The organism is Streptomyces sp. NPDC093085, assembly GCF_040683935.1.
Lineage (GTDB): Bacteria > Actinomycetota > Actinomycetes > Streptomycetales > Streptomycetaceae > Streptomyces.
This window is the reverse complement of record NZ_JBFBFB010000004.1, coordinates 545,170-560,286: the sequence shown is the minus strand read 5'-3', so window position 1 is coordinate 560,286 and position 15,117 is coordinate 545,170. Positions and strand designations below refer to the sequence as shown.

16 protein-coding genes are annotated in these 15,117 nt (G+C 72.8%); 3 read left to right on the top strand and 13 right to left on the bottom strand.

Annotation, left to right across the window (positions count from 1 at the left end; genetic code table 11):
* Positions 1 to 134 precede the first annotated feature (134 nt).
* Positions 135 to 362, top strand: coding sequence for a hypothetical protein (locus AB0O07_RS16175; protein ID WP_365632777.1), 228 nt, complete (start codon positions 135 to 137; stop codon positions 360 to 362).
* 171 nt (positions 363 to 533) lie between these two features.
* Here AB0O07_RS16175 and AB0O07_RS16170 read toward each other — a convergent pair whose 3' ends face one another.
* The 7 genes from AB0O07_RS16170 to AB0O07_RS16140 all read right to left on the bottom strand — a co-directional run bounded on the left by AB0O07_RS16170 (position 534) and on the right by AB0O07_RS16140 (position 7,312).
* The gene (locus AB0O07_RS16170) at positions 534 to 1,256 is read right to left on the bottom strand and encodes a GntR family transcriptional regulator (RefSeq protein WP_365632774.1); all 723 of its coding nucleotides are present in this window, start codon (positions 1,254 to 1,256) and stop codon (positions 534 to 536) included.
* Between the two features lie 61 nt (positions 1,257 to 1,317).
* Complete coding sequence (locus AB0O07_RS16165; protein WP_365632771.1) at positions 1,318 to 2,328, bottom strand: proline racemase family protein; 1,011 nt, start codon at positions 2,326 to 2,328, stop codon at positions 1,318 to 1,320.
* 2 nt (positions 2,329 to 2,330) lie between these two features.
* Complete coding sequence (locus AB0O07_RS16160) at positions 2,331 to 3,329, bottom strand: dihydrodipicolinate synthase family protein (protein WP_365632768.1); 999 nt, start codon at positions 3,327 to 3,329, stop codon at positions 2,331 to 2,333.
* Between the two features lie 60 nt (positions 3,330 to 3,389).
* Positions 3,390 to 4,892: an FAD-dependent oxidoreductase gene (locus tag AB0O07_RS16155; protein WP_365632765.1), complete on the bottom strand. Its 1,503-nt coding sequence runs from the start codon at positions 4,890 to 4,892 to the stop codon at positions 3,390 to 3,392.
* The gene (locus tag AB0O07_RS16150; RefSeq protein WP_365633114.1) at positions 4,873 to 5,181 is read right to left on the bottom strand and encodes a (2Fe-2S)-binding protein; all 309 of its coding nucleotides are present in this window, start codon (positions 5,179 to 5,181) and stop codon (positions 4,873 to 4,875) included. The genes AB0O07_RS16155 and AB0O07_RS16150 overlap by 20 nt, the downstream gene beginning before the upstream one ends.
* Positions 5,182 to 5,240: 59 nt before the next feature.
* Positions 5,241 to 6,416 carry an FAD-dependent oxidoreductase gene (locus AB0O07_RS16145; RefSeq protein WP_365632762.1) on the bottom strand — a complete coding sequence of 392 codons (1,176 nt, stop codon included), beginning with the start codon at positions 6,414 to 6,416 and terminating at the stop codon, positions 5,241 to 5,243.
* A gap of 185 nt (positions 6,417 to 6,601) precedes the next feature.
* On the bottom strand, positions 6,602 to 7,312 hold the full coding sequence (locus AB0O07_RS16140) for a type II CAAX endopeptidase family protein (RefSeq protein WP_365632759.1): 711 nt from the start codon (positions 7,310 to 7,312) through the stop codon (positions 6,602 to 6,604).
* An 85-nt stretch (positions 7,313 to 7,397) separates the two neighbouring features.
* Here AB0O07_RS16140 and AB0O07_RS16135 point away from each other — a divergent pair, with 85 nt between their 5' ends.
* Entirely contained in the window at positions 7,398 to 8,138 is a 741-nt protein-coding gene (locus tag AB0O07_RS16135; RefSeq protein ID WP_365632756.1) for a TetR family transcriptional regulator, read from the top strand.
* Positions 8,139 to 8,141: 3 nt separating this feature from the next.
* On the opposite strand, the gene AB0O07_RS16130 is transcribed toward AB0O07_RS16135, so the two are convergent.
* From AB0O07_RS16130 to AB0O07_RS16105, 6 genes are all read right to left on the bottom strand, one after another.
* Positions 8,142 to 8,756 carry a TetR/AcrR family transcriptional regulator gene (locus AB0O07_RS16130; RefSeq protein WP_365632753.1) on the bottom strand — a complete coding sequence of 205 codons (615 nt, stop codon included), beginning with the start codon at positions 8,754 to 8,756 and terminating at the stop codon, positions 8,142 to 8,144.
* A 124-nt stretch (positions 8,757 to 8,880) separates the two neighbouring features.
* Complete coding sequence (locus AB0O07_RS16125; RefSeq protein ID WP_365632750.1) at positions 8,881 to 9,633, bottom strand: nucleoside/nucleotide kinase family protein; 753 nt, start codon at positions 9,631 to 9,633, stop codon at positions 8,881 to 8,883.
* Positions 9,633 to 10,514: a sugar phosphate isomerase/epimerase family protein gene (locus tag AB0O07_RS16120; RefSeq protein WP_365632747.1), complete on the bottom strand. Its 882-nt coding sequence runs from the start codon at positions 10,512 to 10,514 to the stop codon at positions 9,633 to 9,635. The genes AB0O07_RS16125 and AB0O07_RS16120 overlap by 1 nt, the downstream gene beginning before the upstream one ends.
* A 182-nt stretch (positions 10,515 to 10,696) precedes the next feature.
* Positions 10,697 to 11,542, bottom strand: coding sequence for an ATP-binding cassette domain-containing protein (locus AB0O07_RS16115; RefSeq protein ID WP_365632744.1), 846 nt, complete (start codon positions 11,540 to 11,542; stop codon positions 10,697 to 10,699).
* Positions 11,539 to 12,513: an ABC transporter permease gene (locus tag AB0O07_RS16110; RefSeq protein ID WP_365632741.1), complete on the bottom strand. Its 975-nt coding sequence runs from the start codon at positions 12,511 to 12,513 to the stop codon at positions 11,539 to 11,541. The genes AB0O07_RS16115 and AB0O07_RS16110 overlap by 4 nt, the downstream gene beginning before the upstream one ends.
* A 161-nt stretch (positions 12,514 to 12,674) precedes the next feature.
* Positions 12,675 to 13,721, bottom strand: a complete 1,047-nt coding sequence (locus tag AB0O07_RS16105) for a substrate-binding domain-containing protein (protein WP_365632738.1) — start codon at positions 13,719 to 13,721, stop codon at positions 12,675 to 12,677.
* Between the two features lie 133 nt (positions 13,722 to 13,854).
* On the opposite strand from AB0O07_RS16105, the gene AB0O07_RS16100 reads away from it, so the two are divergent.
* A complete protein-coding gene (locus tag AB0O07_RS16100) occupies positions 13,855 to 15,069 on the top strand; it encodes an ROK family protein (protein ID WP_365632735.1) in 1,215 nt (404 codons plus the stop codon).
* Positions 15,070 to 15,117: the final 48 nt, after the last annotated feature.

Here is a 15,117-nt window from a genome sequence, read left to right as displayed (position 1 = left end):
GGTCGCTGAACCTCTTTCATGGTGACACCTCGCGTCACACTATGAACGTGGACTGTTACCCATTGTCGAGGGGCTGGCGATGACTAGTCACACTGTTCGAAGGCCATTCCATGCCTGGTCGAGGGGGTGCGCCCGTGGCCGGTAGCGAGGCGCGGCGACTGCTGTCGCTGGAGATCGCGGCGCTCGGCGTCGACGGCACGCTCGTCATGCGGAAGGACGCCTTCGACGGGGTGGACGACGCCGATGGTGAGGGCGAAGGAGCTGACCTGGACCCCGGCGCCGCCCTGCGCTGGCCGCCGTGCGAGTGCGGGAGCCCCACATGCCCTGACGCGGGCGCGCCGGCCGCGTCGGAAGCGGGATGAGGACCGTACGGGCGCGGGACGGGAACCGCGCCGGGCGGCCCACGCCCCGCGCCGGACCGCGCCGCCGCAAGGCGCTGTTCGTCACACTCCAGGAGCGCGGCGGGACTGCACTGTTCGAGAAACCCTTCGATTACCCGGGACGGGCCCCGGGTCCCGCTCCGGCCCCGCCCCCTACCCTTTCTCCCCGTCCTCCCCGTCCTCCCCGTCTTCCCCGCCCTTCTCGCTCCAGATGCCCCGGACGTGGCCGATGTGGCGGCGCATCAGGGCTTCCGCGCCGTCCGCGTCGCCTGCCTCGATGAGGTCGAGGAGTTCGGCGTGTTCGTGGGAGGAGTCGAAGAGTTCGGCGCCCTCGGGGAGGAGGCGCAGGCCGTAGATGCGGGAGCTGGTGCGGAGGGACTTCACCGTGTCGAGGAGGCGGGGGTTGCCGGCGAGTTCCAGCAGGGCCAGGTGGAACTGCATGTCGATGGTGACGTGCGCGATGAAGTCCCGCTGGGCGGCGGCCTTCTCGATGCCGGCCGCCAGCGGGCGCAGCCGCTTGATCGTCTTCGCCGGGACGCCCCGCTCCGTGATGCGGCGGATGGTGGGCGGCTCGATGAGCGCCCGGAGTTCCGTGATGTCGTCCAGTTCCTCCGGGGAGAGCGAGGTGACCCGGAACCCTTTGTTGCGGACGACCTCGACCAGTCCCTCCTTCGCGAGGTCGAGCAGCGCCTCGCGCACCGGGGTGGCCGAGACGCCGAACTGCTCGGCGAGGCTGGGGGCGGAGTAGACGACACCCGGCTTCATCTCGCCGGAGATCACCGCGCCGCGCAGGGTCTCGGTGATCTCCTCCCGGAGGTTGCGCCGTCCGCGGAACGAGGGCAGGTGGACCGCCGCCGTACTGTCGTCCGTGCTCATCCGTCCGCGCTCATCTCTCGGGGTCCTCACTGTCCGGTTCGGTACGCCCATGCTATGCGGCTCAGAGGGTGAACCCCTCGGGGAAGGGGTCGTCCGGGTCGTACAGGTACTGGGCGGTTCCGGTGAGCCACGCACGGCCGGTGACCGTGGGGACGACCGCCGGGTGGCCCGCGACCTCCGTCTCCTCGACCAGGCGGCCGATGAAGCGCGTACCGATGTACGAGTCGTTCCGGAAGTCCGTGTCCAGGGGCAGCAGGCCGCGGGCGTGGAGCTGGGCCATGCGGGCGCTCGTTCCCGTACCGCAGGGGGAGCGGTCGAACATGCCGGGGTGGATGACCATGGCGTGGCGGGAGTGGGCCGGCGTGGAGCCCGGCGCGGCCAGGTAGACATGGTGCACGCCGTTGATCTCGGGGTTCCCCGGATGGACCGGGCGGTCCTGCTCGTTGATCGCGTCCATGATGGCGAGCCCCGCCGCCATGAGGCGGTTCTTGTTCTCGCGGTCGGACCGGTCGAAGGGGATGCCGAGGGCGTCCAGCTCCACGATGGCGTAGAAGTTGCCGCCGAACGCCATGTCGTAGGGGATGTCCCCCCAGGGGGCGAGCTCGACGGTCCGGTCGAGCGCGAGGGCGAAGGAGGGGACATTGCGGAGGGTCACGGATTTCGCGGAGCCGTCCGCCACCTGTACGTCCACGACCACCAGGCCCGCCGGGGTGTCCAGGCGGATGGTGGTGACCGGCTCCTGGACCTCGACCATGCCCGTCTCCACCAGCACCGTGGCGACCCCGATCGTGCCGTGCCCGCACATGGGCAGACAGCCGGAGACCTCGATGTAGAGGACCCCGAAATCGGCGTCCGGGCGGGTCGGCGGCTGGAGGATGGCGCCGCTCATCGCGGAGTGGCCGCGCGGCTCGTTCATCAGGAGCCGGCGGATGTGGTCGAGGTGGTCGACGAAGTACCGGCGCCGGTCGAACATCGTGGCCCCGGGGATCGTCCCGACCCCGCCGGTGATGACGCGGGTGGGCATCCCCTCGGTGTGGGAGTCGACGGCGTGGAAGACCCGGTCGCTGCGCATGCTCAGGCGAGTCCTTCCGCGACGGCCCGCTCCGTGGCGCTCCGTACGAGCGCCTCGTGCTCGGCGGTGAGGGGGAGCCGGGGCGGGCGGCTGGGGCCCCCGTACCGCCCGACGATGTCCATGCTGAGCTTGATCGCCTGCACGAACTCGGTCCGCGAGTCCCAGCGCAGCAGCGGGTGCAGGGTGCGGTAGAGCGGGAGGGCGGTGGCGAGGTCGCCCTTGGACGCGGCCTCCCAGAGGGTGACACAGGCGCGGGGGAGGGCGTTGGGGTAGCCGGAGATCCACCCCGGCGAACCCGCCTGCGCCATCTCCAGGGCGAGGTCGTCCGTACCTGCCAGGATGTCGAGGCCGGGGGCGAGTTCGGTGATCCGGTAGTAGCGGCGGATGTCGCCGGAGAACTCCTTGACCGCCACGATCAGGCCCTCGCCGAAGAGTTCGGCGAGGAGTTCGGGGACCAGGTCGACCTTGGTGTCGATCGGGTTGTTGTACGCGACGACCGGGACCCCGGCCTCGGCGACCGCCCGGTAGTGCGCCACCACGGCGCGCCGGTCGGCACGGTACGCGTTCGGCGGGAGCAGCATCACGGCGGGCGCCCCGGCCTCGCCCGCCTGCTCGGCCCAGCGGCGCGCCTCGTCGGAGCCGTAGGCGGCGACACCCGGCATCACGGTGAAGCCGGGCGGGGCGGCGGCGAGCGCGGTGGTGACGACCCTGGCGCGCTCCTCGGCGGTGAGTGTCTGGTACTCGCCGAGGGAGCCGTTGGGGGTCGCGCCGTCGCAGCCGTGCTCGGCGAGCCAGGTGATGTGGGCGGCGTATGCGTCGAAGTCGACGGTGAGGCCGCCGCCTGCGCCTGCGCCTGCGCCGTTGCGGTCCGCGCCGTTACGGTCCGCGCCGTTCCGGGTCTCGCGCAGGGGCAGGGCGGTGGCCACGAGGACGCCGTGCCAGGGCTTCGCCCCTCCCGCCGTCTCCCGGGCCGTGCCCTCGGTCGTCGTCTCCTGGGTCATGATTCCTCCGCACGGTCGCCGGTCAGTAATATGTCACATTACATAGAGGTCGGGTTTCTGTCACCGGTCCTGGTCGCTCCCGGCCGCCAGCTCGCCCAGCGTGACCGGGCTCGCGACGGGCCGGCCCGCCACCCCGCGCAGGTCCTCGGCGGTGGGTTCGCGGCCGGTGGCGCGGGCGACGAGGCAGGTGGTGGCGTAGCCGCAGACCCGGCCCTGGCAGAGGCCCATCCCGGGGCGGGCGTAGAGCTTGACCGTCCGGGGGTCGGCCGCCCCGAGGGTGTCGATCGCGGTGCGTACGGCGCCGACCGTGACCTCTTCGCAGCGGCAGAGCGTGGTCGCGCCGTCCAGCCAGCTCAGCCAGCCGTCCGGGACCGGATAGGCGTGGTGCAGCGCGGCGGCGAACGAGCGCAGGGCGGCCCGCCGCCGGAGCAGCCGGGCCAGCCGCCCGCGGCCGGGCGCGGCGCCCGTGGTCACATGAGCGGCGTGCAGACCTGCCAACTCCCCTTCCACGGCGGAGAGCTGGGCACCGCCGACCCCGCAGGCCTCGCCCGCGACGTACACGCCCTCCGTGGTCGCGCGCTGCCGGGTGTCGACGCGGGCGACGAGGCTGCCGTCCGCGTCCCGGCGCATCTCGCAGCCGAGTTGCACGGGGATCTCGGTCTGCGGGGTGAACCCGTACCCGACGGCGACGGTGTCGCAGTCGATGGTGCGGGCGGTGCCGGGGACGACCCGCCACCCACGGTCGAGACGCGCGACGGTGGCCCCGGTGACGGCGTCGGTGCCGTGCGCGGCGACGACGGTGGTACGGGTGCGGTAGGGGACGCGGTGGGCCCGGAGGGTACGGAGATAACCGGCACCCTCGGCCACCTTGGCCAGGTTGCGGAGGGTGGCGGCGGGGTGCGCGGCGAAGGCGGTGGGCAGCCCCGCCTCGTACACCCCGACCACGGTCGCCCCGGCCTCGGCGAGCCCGGCGGCCACGGGGAGCAGGAAGGGCCCGGTGCCCGCGACGGCGATCCGCTTCCCGGCCACGACCCCCTGCCCCTTGAGGAGCGCCTGGACGGCACCGGCGGTGAAGACACCGGGAAGAGTCCAGCCGGGGAAGGGGAGTTGCCGGTCGTAGGCGCCGGTGGCCACGACGACGGTACGGGCGGCGATCCGCTGGGCGGGGCCGCCGGGGCCGCGCGGGGCGTCGGGGGTATCAGGGCCGCCGGGGCCGCGGGGGGCGTCGGGGCCGGTGGTGTGGAGGACGAAGCGGGTGTCCGTGGCCCCGGCCGGCCGTTCCACGTGCCAGACGGCGCACCCCGGCCGGTGGTCCAGCAGTGGCTGCGCCGCCAACTCCCGCTCCAGGCGCCGGAATCGGTCCCAGTCGTGGTGGCGGGCGCCGTCGTCACCGGCCCGGTGGCGCCAGTACTGGCCGCCGGGGCGGGGCGCGGAGTCGACCAGTACGGTCCGGCTGCCCTGGGACGCGGCGGCGACGGCGGCGGAGAGGCCGGCCGGTCCGGCGCCGAGCACGGCGACGTCGTACACAGCGGACGTCGCCCCCTCAGCACGCGAGGTCGTCATGGCCTGCTCCCTCCTGGGTGGTGACCGTGTCGCCGGGCCGGGCCTGGGCCAGGCAGGCGCGGTGGTTGGGGCGCCTGTTGATCGTCACCAGGCAGTCGAAACACACCCCGATACCGCAGAACACCCCGCGCGGGCGCCCCTCGACCCGGGTCGTACGCCAGGAGCGCCGCCCGGAGGCGATGAGCGCCGCGGCGACACTCTGGCCGGGCTCGGCCGGCACGTCCTGCCCGTCGAAGGTGAAGGCGAAAGGGGAGGGAACGGAAGGAGAGGAAGCGGGGGGAGAGGAAATGGAGGGGGAGGAATGGGAAGGGGAATCGGAAGAGGAATCGGCGGTGGCGGACGGTTCGTTCATGCGGCGGCCTCCTCGAACCGGTCGGGGCGGAACGGCGTCAGGTCCAGATCGGGTTCCTGGCCGGTCAGCCGCTGGGCCAGGAGCCTGCCCGTGGCGGTGGCCAGTCCGATGCCCGCGCCCTCGTGGCCGCAGGCGTGCAGCAGGCCGGGGGCGCGCGGATCGGCGCCGATGACGGGCAGGTGGTCCGGACAGTACGGACGGAAGCCGAGGTACGTACGGAGCAGGGCGACCTCCGCCAGGAACGGGAAGACCCCGATGGCCTGCGCGGCCAGTCGCCGTACCACCGGCAGGGAGAAGGAACGGTCGAAGCCGACCCGTTCGCGGCTGGCGCCGATGAGCACGGTGCCGGCCCGCGTGCCCTCCACCACGACGGAGGTCTCCAGGCCCGCGTCACCGCTGGCGACGTTGGCCACGTACTCCGCCGTGTACACCTTGTGCCGTACGGCGCGCGGCAGCGGCTCGGTGACCAGGACGAACCCCTTGCGGGGGAGGACGGGGACCGGGGCCCCGGCGAGCTCCGCGAGCTGCCCGGCCCAGGTGCCCGCCGCGTTGATCACGGAGGGCGCGGAGAGGACGGGGGTGCCGGCGGCGTCGGTCCGTACGCCGGTGAGGGCGCCGTGCCGGTCCCGTACGAACCCGGTGACCGTGGTCCCGGTGTACACGACCGCCCCGCGCTCCCGCGCCCGGCGCAGCAGGTGGGCGGCGGCCAGTACGGGCTGGACCTGCGCGTCCTGCGGGTAGTACGCCCCGCCGACCGCCCGCCGGGTCACCTGGGGCTCCAGCTCGAAGAGCGCGTCGGCCCCGATGTCGACGGCGTCCACGCCCATGTCCCGCTGGCCCGCCGTCAGGTGCCGCAGCCCCTGGGCGGTCTCCTCGGTCCCGGCGACGACGACGCCGCCCTTGGCCTCGTACTCGACGGCGCCGGGCCCCAGCTCCTCCGCCGCCTCCCGCCAGAGCCGCGAGGCCAGCAGCGCCAGCTCCAGCTCGGGCCCCGGCTCCTTGTCGGAGACCAGGATGTTCCCCTCGCCGCCGCTGGTGGTTCCGCCGCCGACGGCCCCGCGCTCCACGACGGCTGCCCGCAGTCCGGCGGCGGTGCAGTAGTACGCGCACGCGGCCCCCACGACACCCGCGCCGACGATCAGGACGTCGTACCTGGTGGATGGCTGAGTCATTTCTGCATCATGTCATATAGCACTGATGAGGAGGAGTGGCCGGCGGGCGCGGGCGCGGGGGTGGGGGCGGGGGCGGGGGCGGGGGCGACCGTGCCGCCCCTCGCCCCGCCTCGGCATCCGTGCGTGCGTTGTGTGTCCTGCGGTTCTGCGGTTCTGCGTTCTGCGGATCTGCGGTTCTGTGGATCTCAGCTGAGCAGCACGCCGAGGATGGTCCCCAGGCCGTTGCTGACCGCGTGGACGATGACACCGGGCCAGACCGACTTGGTGCGCACCAGCAGGTAGCCGTTGATCGCGCCGACGACGGTGGCCGGGACGAGGGCCAGGTTGATGCCGTGGGCCAGGGCGAAGACGACGGTGCTGCCGATGACGCTCACCCATGCGCCGTACCGGGTGAGCGCGGTGGAGACGACGCCGCGGAACGCGAACTCCTCGCCGAGCGGGGTGAGGACGGCGATGAACAGCAGTTGCAGGACCAGGCCGATCGGTCCCGCGTTGGAGGCGGCGACGTAGTCGCCCTGCGGGTCGGAGTCCGCGTTCCCGATGATTCCGACGACCACGACGGCGGCGACGACGCGGACCAGGACGAACGCGAGCAGCCCGAAGCCGATGGAGTAGAGGACCCAGCGGCCCGTGATGGGGCGGAAGCTGAACGCCGGCCAGGAGCGGTGCCGGATGGCGAAGGCGGCGAAGAAGGCGACCAGGCCCATGACCCCGGAGAGCGCCGCGAACGCCAGCCCGTTGGCGACCGGCTCGTCCCCGGTGAAGGAGCGGACGACCGGCGGGCCGACGAGGAAGCACAGGTAGTACGCGGCGGCGGCGACGAATATCTCGGGCCAGCCCGGGAGCCGGGACCGCTGGTCCGTGGCGGCGGTGTCGGTCAGGTCGGTGTGCGTCATCAGGGGTTCCTGTCGTCGGCGATGGACGGGTGTCCGCGGCGATGCAGGTACACCGTACCGCACACTGTGCGGTACGGTGTACCGCATGGTTGCCCGGGAGGACATCGTCGAGGCCGCGCTCCGGCTGGCCGCCACGCGCGGCTTCGGTTCGCTGAGCGTCCGCAGGGTCGCGGCCGAGGCGGGTGTGGGGGCGACGACGCTCCGGCGCGTCTTTCCGGTCCAGGGGGAACTACGCCTGGTGGTCGCCGCCGAGTTGGCCCGCCGCCACCACCCGGCCGATCTCTCGATCGCCGACGACACCCGCGATCCGGCGCACCGCCTCTTCGCGTGCCTGGCTCAGCTCCTGCCGGCGGCCGGCCGGACGGTGGCGGTGGAGGCGTGGTTCGAACTGCGCCGCATGGCGGAGGGGGCGGAACCGGTGCCCGGCGCGCGCGCCGCCGTGGCGGGCGAGCGGAAGGCGCGGGCCGAGCGGCTGCGCCGGTGGCTGACGGTCCTGGCCGGCCAGGGACATGTGGCGCCCGGGGAGATCGAGGGCCAGGTCTTCGCGGCGCTGGCACTGGTCGACGGCGTACACCTGAACGCCCTGCTCCACCCGGGGGACTTGGGCGAGCCGGGGGACTGGGGCGGCCCGAGCGACCCCAGCGGCCCCAGCGGCCCGGACGGCCTGGACGGGGCAGACGAGGCAGGCAGGGCGGGCGAGACAGAGGAGGCAACCGGGGCGGGCGAGACAGCCGGGGCGGGCGGGGCCGGTCTCGACGCGGCGCGGGACACGGTCAGATGGTTCGCCGAGCAGGTGGTACGGGAGGCCCGTACCACCCCTCCGTAGGCGTTACGCGGGGACGGCGTTCCCGCCGGGGGCGGTCAGGCACTGCTCGGCGTACCAGCGGAGGGTGCGCTCCGCCCAGCCGAGCGCCTCCGGGTCCCCGTCCAGGAGGAGGCCCAGGTGGAGCCCGTCCACGAGGGCCATGAACCGGGCCGCCAGTACCTCCGGCGCGTCCCGCAGGGCGCAGCCGTCCGCCGCCAGCAGCGTGAACCAGCGCGCCACGATCAGGGCCGACCGGTCGTGCCCGGAGCGGACCATGGCGAGCACCTCGGCGTTGGCGTCCGAACCGAGGGCGAGGGTGAGCATGTCGAACCACATGGCGAGCGCGGAATCCTGCTCACCCGCGGTGGGAAGGAACTGCCGCAGGCTCGCGTAGAGCCGGTCGGCGGGCGCGAGCGAGCGGTCCTGGACCAGTTCGTCGCTGAGGACGAAGGAGACCACCCGCTCGGCGACCGCCTGATAGAGCAGCGACTGCGACGGGAAATACGCCCGCAGAGTCGTCGCCCCCACCCCGGACGCGGCGGCGACGGAGCGCACGCTCAGCGCCCGCAGCCCCTTCGTCCCGGCCAGGCGTGTCGCTACGTCCAGAATGTGCTGTCGCTTGTCGGCATTTCCCACCACCCCGCGATCCTATAGGGGCGCAGGTGGCGGGCCGTACCGGAGCCGTCGCGTACGGCATCCGGACCGCCCTCCACCCCGTACCGGCGAATCGGACCGGCCGGATCGGACCGGCCGGTCGGGTCCGTCAGCCGCCCCGTACCACCAGGTCCGCCCGGTCCCGGGTGCGCCGGATCAGATCGGCGTTGCGCTGGTCGGTGCCGAGGGCCCAGGAGAGCGCGGCGGCGTGGTCCTTGCCGAACTGCTCGTGCCGGACGACCAGTCGGCGGATACGCTCCTCCTCGTCCAGCTCGCAGTACCAGACCTCGTCCAGGGCCTCGTCCAGCCGGGGCCGGACCCGGGCCCAGTCGCCCTCGTCGAGGAGCAGGTAATTGCCCTCGGTCACGATCAGCCGGGCCGTGCGCGGTACCGGGAGGGCACCCGCGATGGGCTGTTCGAGTTCCCGCTCGAAGCCGGGGGCGTAGACCGTCTCGTCCTCGTCCTCACGGAGCCGCCGCAGCAGCGCCGCGTACCCGGCGGCGTCGAAGGTGTCCGGCGCGCCCTTGCGCTCCCGGCGGCCGAGCCGGTCGAGTTCGACGTCGGCGAGGTGGAAGCCGTCCATGGGGACGTGCGCCACCCAGGGCGCGGGCGCGCCCGGCGGCGGGTCGGCGAGCAGCCGGGCGACGAGCTGCTCGGCGAGGGTGGTCTTGCCGGCGCCGGGGCTCCCGGTGATGCCGAGGACCGCCCGCCCGCCGTTCCTGACCAGGGCGCGGGCGCGGGCGGTCAGTTCGGTGAGACCGGGGAGTTCGGGGTACGCGGACGAGGTGGGCGCCGTGGAGGGGGACGCCGAGGAGGGGGACGCTGAAGAGGAAGGCGTGGCCGGGGTGTCGGGGGTGGTCATCAGCGGCGGGCCGCGGCGGCGAGCTGGTGGGTGATGAAGCCGTGCGCGTGCCGCGCCAGGTCCTCCCCGTCGGTCCACAGGTTGCGCCAGACCGCCAGGTCGTTGGAGAGGCCCTGGGCGACGACGGCGGAGGAGAAGGACTCGAAGGTGATCGGACCCCGGTAGCCGATGTCCGCCAGCGCGTGGAAGAACGCGGTGAAGTCCAGGTGGCCCGAGCCGAGATAGCCCCGGTGGTTCTCACCGATGTGCACATAGCCGAGCCGGTCGCCGACCTCTCGCACCGGCCGGACGAGGTCGTCCTCCTCGATGTTCATGTGGTACGTGTCGAGGTGGATCAGCACATTGTCGGCACCGATGTCGTCGGCGAGCACCAGCGCGTCGTGCGCGGTGTTGATGACGTTGGTCTCGTACCGGTTGCAGATCTCCAGGCCCAGCGTCATGCCGAGGCCGGCCGCCTCCGCCGCGAGCCGGCGGAGCACCGCGACCACATTGGCCCGCCCGGCCGCGCTGAGCGGCTGCCCGTACTTGCCGAGCGCGCTGTAGAGGGCGCCGGTGAAGTGCGTACCGCCGAGGCCGTGGGTGATGGCGAGCGAGTCGCGGAGGAGCTGTTCGCCGCGCGCCACGGTGGCGGTGTCCGCGCTGGAGACATCGGCGTCGAAGGCGAGCCCGCGCGAGCAGGCCACCGCGATCCCGGCCGCCTCCAACTGCTGCCTGGCGGCGGGGACATCGAGGCTGACGGAGTCGTGGAGCGAGAGTTCGAGCAGGTCGTAGCCGGTGGCCCGGGTCATCTCGATGGCGTGCGTGAGCGAGGCGGGCGAGGTGTCACCGGCCCAGACGAGGGCGTGCACGCCGATCGGGTTGGCGAGGGGGGTGGTGGTCATGAGTGACGTCCTTGGTGTGTTTCCGGGGGCGGGCGTACGGCGGTGGGTCGGGGTGCGGTCACGGCCGGAGGGCGCGGGGCGGGCGTACGGGATGTGCGAGGGGTACGGGACGAGCGGGGCGTACGGGAGTGAGCGGCGCCGTCCGGTGTACGGGGGCGGGGGCGGGGGCGCGGCCCCTCCGGTCACTCCGCCCGCGCGCCCGTGATCAGGGACACGATCTCCTCGCCCGTGGTCTCGGCGGTGCGGCGACCGCCCACGCAGCGGCCGGCCCGCATCACCCACACCTGGTCGCTGAGCCGCATGACCTGGGCGAAGTTATGGCTGATCAGCAGCACCGCGTGACCCTCGTCGCGGAGCCCGAGGATGAGCTGCTCGACCCGCTCGGTCTCCTGGACGCCCAGCGCGGCCGTCGGCTCGTCCATGATCACGAGCTGGGAACTGAACCCCGAGGCCCGGCAGATCGCCACCGCCTGGCGCTGGCCGCCGGAGAGCCGCCGTACCCGCGAGGTGACGGCGGGGACGTTGACGGCGAGGGAGGAGACCATCTCCCGGGCGCGGGTCTGCATGGCCTTGCGGTCCAGCAGCGCCAGCGGGCCGATCCGGCGTACCAGCTCCCGGTTGAGGAAGAGGTTCTGCCAGACGGTCAGGTCCTCCACCAGGGCCAGGTTCTGGTGGACGGTCTCGATCCCGGCGTCCCTGGCGTCCTCGGGGGAGTGGAAGTCGCGGGTCCTGCCGTCGAAGGAGATCCGGCCGCTGTCCGGGCGGTGGATGCCCGATATACAGCGGACCAGGGTCGACTTGCCGGCGCCGTTGTCGCCGACCAGCGCGGTGATCTCGCCCTTGCGCAGGGTCAGCGAGACATCGGCGAGGGCGCGCACACTGCCGAAGGAGAGCGAGACGCCCTCGCACTCCAGGAGCACGTCGGCGGCCGTACCGGAGCCCGTACCACGGTCGTTGGCGGGGGCGGCGTCCGTACCGGAGGCGCCCTTCCGAAGGGAGTGGTCGGTCATCGCTGGAACCTCGTTCATCGCTGGAACCTCATGAGGAGTGCGGCCAGCACCACGACGATGCCGACGGACAGCGGCTGGTAGAACTGCGAGACACCCAGCAGGGTGAGCCCGTTGACCAGCGCGGTGAGCAGCAGCGCGCCGATGATCGGGCCGATCACGGTGGCACGGCCGCCGAAGAGGCTGACGCCGCCCAGGACCACCGCGGCCACCGAGTTGAGCAGGAACGAGGTGTTGGCGGCCGGTTCGGCCGCGCCGACCCGGGCGACCAGCAGGATCGCGCCCACCCCGGCGAGCAGCCCCGCGCCCGCGTAGACGCCGATCTTGATGCGCGAGGTGGAGATGCCCATCGCGGTGGCCGACTCGGGGGCGCCCCCGGTGGCGAGCACATGGGTGCCGGGACGGGTGTGGAAGAGCACCACATGGGCGACGACCGCGATCCCGGCGGCGATCAGGAACGACCACCCCAGGATGCCGATGCCGCCGGTGGAGAGCTTGAGCAGGGCCGGGTCGACGATGGTGACGGGCTTGCCGTCGGCCAGGATCAGGGCGAGTCCGGAGGCGGCCGACAGGGTGCCGAGGGTGACGATGAAGTCGGCGATCTTCCCCCGGGCGATGATCAGGCCGTTGACGGTCCCGAGCACCGTCGAGGCGGCCACCGCGACCAGACAGGAGAGCCCGAGCCCCCACCCCGCCGCGTACGCCTGGCCGAAGGCCACCGCGCCCAGCGTCATGGTGGAGGCGATCGACAGATCGATGCCCGCGGTGGCGATGACGAAGGTCTGCCCCACCGCGAGAATGATCAGGATCGCCGCGGCCACCAGCATGGACTGGACGTTTCCGCTGCTCAGGAAGGTCGGGTTCGCGGCCTGGAAGACCACGACGAGCACGACAAGGCCGACCAGGGCCGCCCAGTCGGCCCAGAATCCGACATCGCGGAGGCGCGCCGACCAGGCTCCCGGGCCGGGCGCCGTGAGCGTTGCGTTTGTCATGTGAGTCCTCCTGGCCGGGCGGCCGCCGGACCTGGTCCGACGGCCCGAACGGCCGGTTTTCCTTTACGTGGTGAGGGTGGAGCGGGGGAGAGAAAAGAAGAGGGGCCGTACGCGACGGCGTGGCTACGCGACGGCGTGACTGCTTCGCGACTGCTTCGTGACTACTTGAGGAGCGCCTTGAACGGGTCGTCGTAGCTGCCGAACGGCTTCGGCGTCGCGGCCAGCGCCTTCGCCGCATTCTCCTTGGTGACCAGCTCCACGGGCGCCGCGACCTTCGCCGGCAGCGTCTTGCCCTGCGCGGCGGCGGTGCACGCCTCGACGCCCATCAGGCCGATGGCGTACGGGTACTGCGCGACCGTGGCGTCGAGCGTGCCCGTCCTGACGGCCTCCAGCGCGTCCTTGACCCCGTCGACGCTGATGACCTTCACCTGGCCGGTCTTCTTGGCGTTGGCGACGGCCCGCGCGACACCGAGCCCCATGTCGTCGTTGGCGACGAAGAAGCCCTTCAGGTCGGGGTGGGCGCGGAGCACGTCGGTGGCGGCGGTGAGCGCGGTCTGGCGGTCCCAGTCGGCCGCCACCGTCTGGACGACCTTGAGCCCGGAGCCGATGCCCTTGCCGAACCCCTCGACGCGGGCGCCGCTGGTGACGTCTCCGGCGATACCGCCGATCACGGCGACGTTCCCGCCGCCCGGCAGCAGCTCCGCCATCCGCTTCCCCGCGGTCTCGCCCGCCGCGACGTTGTCGGTGCCGATGTACGTGGCCGGCTTGGCGCCCGCGGCCTCGGCGGCCTTGGCGTCGACCGGGCTGTCGATGTTGACGATGGTCTTCTTGGCGGCGGCGACCTTGGCCAGGCCCTGCACCAGGTTGGTGCCCGAGATGGGGTTCACCAGGTAGCAGTTGAAGTCCTGGCCGGCGAGACCGCTGAGCTTGTCGGCCTGGCCGGTGGTGTCGGTGATCGAGGTGGCCGCCTGCACCGTCGTATCGACCCCGGCCGTCTTGGCCTCGGCCTTGATGCCCTGCTCCATGCTCTGGAAGAAGGGGTTGTCGAGCCCCTTGATGACGGCGGCGATCTTCGCCGTACCGCCGTCGCCGGAGCCCGAGCCGCCCGAAGAGCCTCCCGAACCGCAGGCGGTGAGCGCCAGGGCACCGGCGGCCACCCCGACGAGCGCGGCTCTCGCCTGGCGCCCGAACCTCGTTGTTCCACGCATTGGATCGTCCCTTTCCCGCATTGGTGGGGCGACCGTACGTCGCTCTATGGGCTTTGAACAACCCTTGTTTCGACTTTAATAGTCGAAACATTGCCATCTTCCGTCCGCTGGCGACGGTCGATAGAGTGCCCCGGTGGACACGACGAACGCGAGCGCACTCCGGGCCGGGCTCTCACCCGGCGACATACTCGGCCTGTTCCGCGATGTCAGTGACGGCCTCACCAAGACCGAAGTCACCCGGCACACCGGCCTGTCACGGACGACCGTCAACCAGCGGCTGGACGGTCTGCTCGCCGCCGGGCTGCTCATCCCGGCCTCCGAGGACGCCCGCACCAAGGGGCGGCCGGCCGGCCGGTTCGTCTTCAACCGGGAGCGGGGGGTGCTGCTCGTCGCCGACATCGGCGCGACCGCGCTGCGGGCCGCGCTCTGCGACCTGGGCGGCGAGGTGCTCGCCGAGCGGGAGGCCGACTCCGACGTCACCTCGGGCCCCGCCGCCGTACTCACCGTCGTGGAGCGCTTCTTCACCGAACTGCTCCAGGGCAACGGGCTCGCCCCGGAGCAGGTGCTCGGCATCGGCCTCGACGTACCGGGCCCGGTCGACCACGAGACCGGCCGGGTGGTCAGCCCGCCGATCATGACGGGGTGGGACCGCTACGACATCCCGGGGTGGTTCGCCCCGCGGTACGACTGCCCGGTGCTGGTCGACAAGGACGTCAACGCGATGGCGTACGGGGAACAGCGGCTCCGCTACCCCGGCGTGGACCACCTGCTGATGGTCAAGATCGGCACCGGCGTCGGCACCGGACTGATCGCGGGCGGCCGGGTCCACCGGGGCGCGGACGGCGCGGCGGGTGACGTCGGCCATATCCAGGTCACCGTCGAGGACGTCGCCGAGCCGCCGCTCTGCCGGTGCGGCAACACCGGCTGCGTGGAGGCGTACGCGGGCGGCTGGGCCCTGGTCCGCGACCTCCGGGAGGCCGGCCATCCCGTCGCCACCGTCAACGAGGCGGTCCAGCTCGTACGCTCGGGAGACCTCACCGCCGTACGGCTGGCCCGCCGCGCCGCCCGTATCCTCGGCGGCGCCATCGCCGACACGGTCAACCTCTTCAACCCCCGGGTGATCGCCATCGGCGGCCAGCTCGCCCACACCGACGAGCAGCTCTTCGCCGGTATCCGCGAGGTCGTCTACCGCCGCTCCCTGCCGCTGGCCACCCGCAACCTCCAGATCGTCCGCAGCGCCCTCGACCCGCACGCGGGGATCCTGGGCCTCTCGCACCTCCTGGTGGACGGCATCTACACCCCCGAACGCGTCCACGCCTTCATCGAGAGGGCCGGCGCGGGCCGGTGAACCGCCCCGGGCCCCGGGTCGGCGCGGGCCGGTGAACCGCCCGGACGC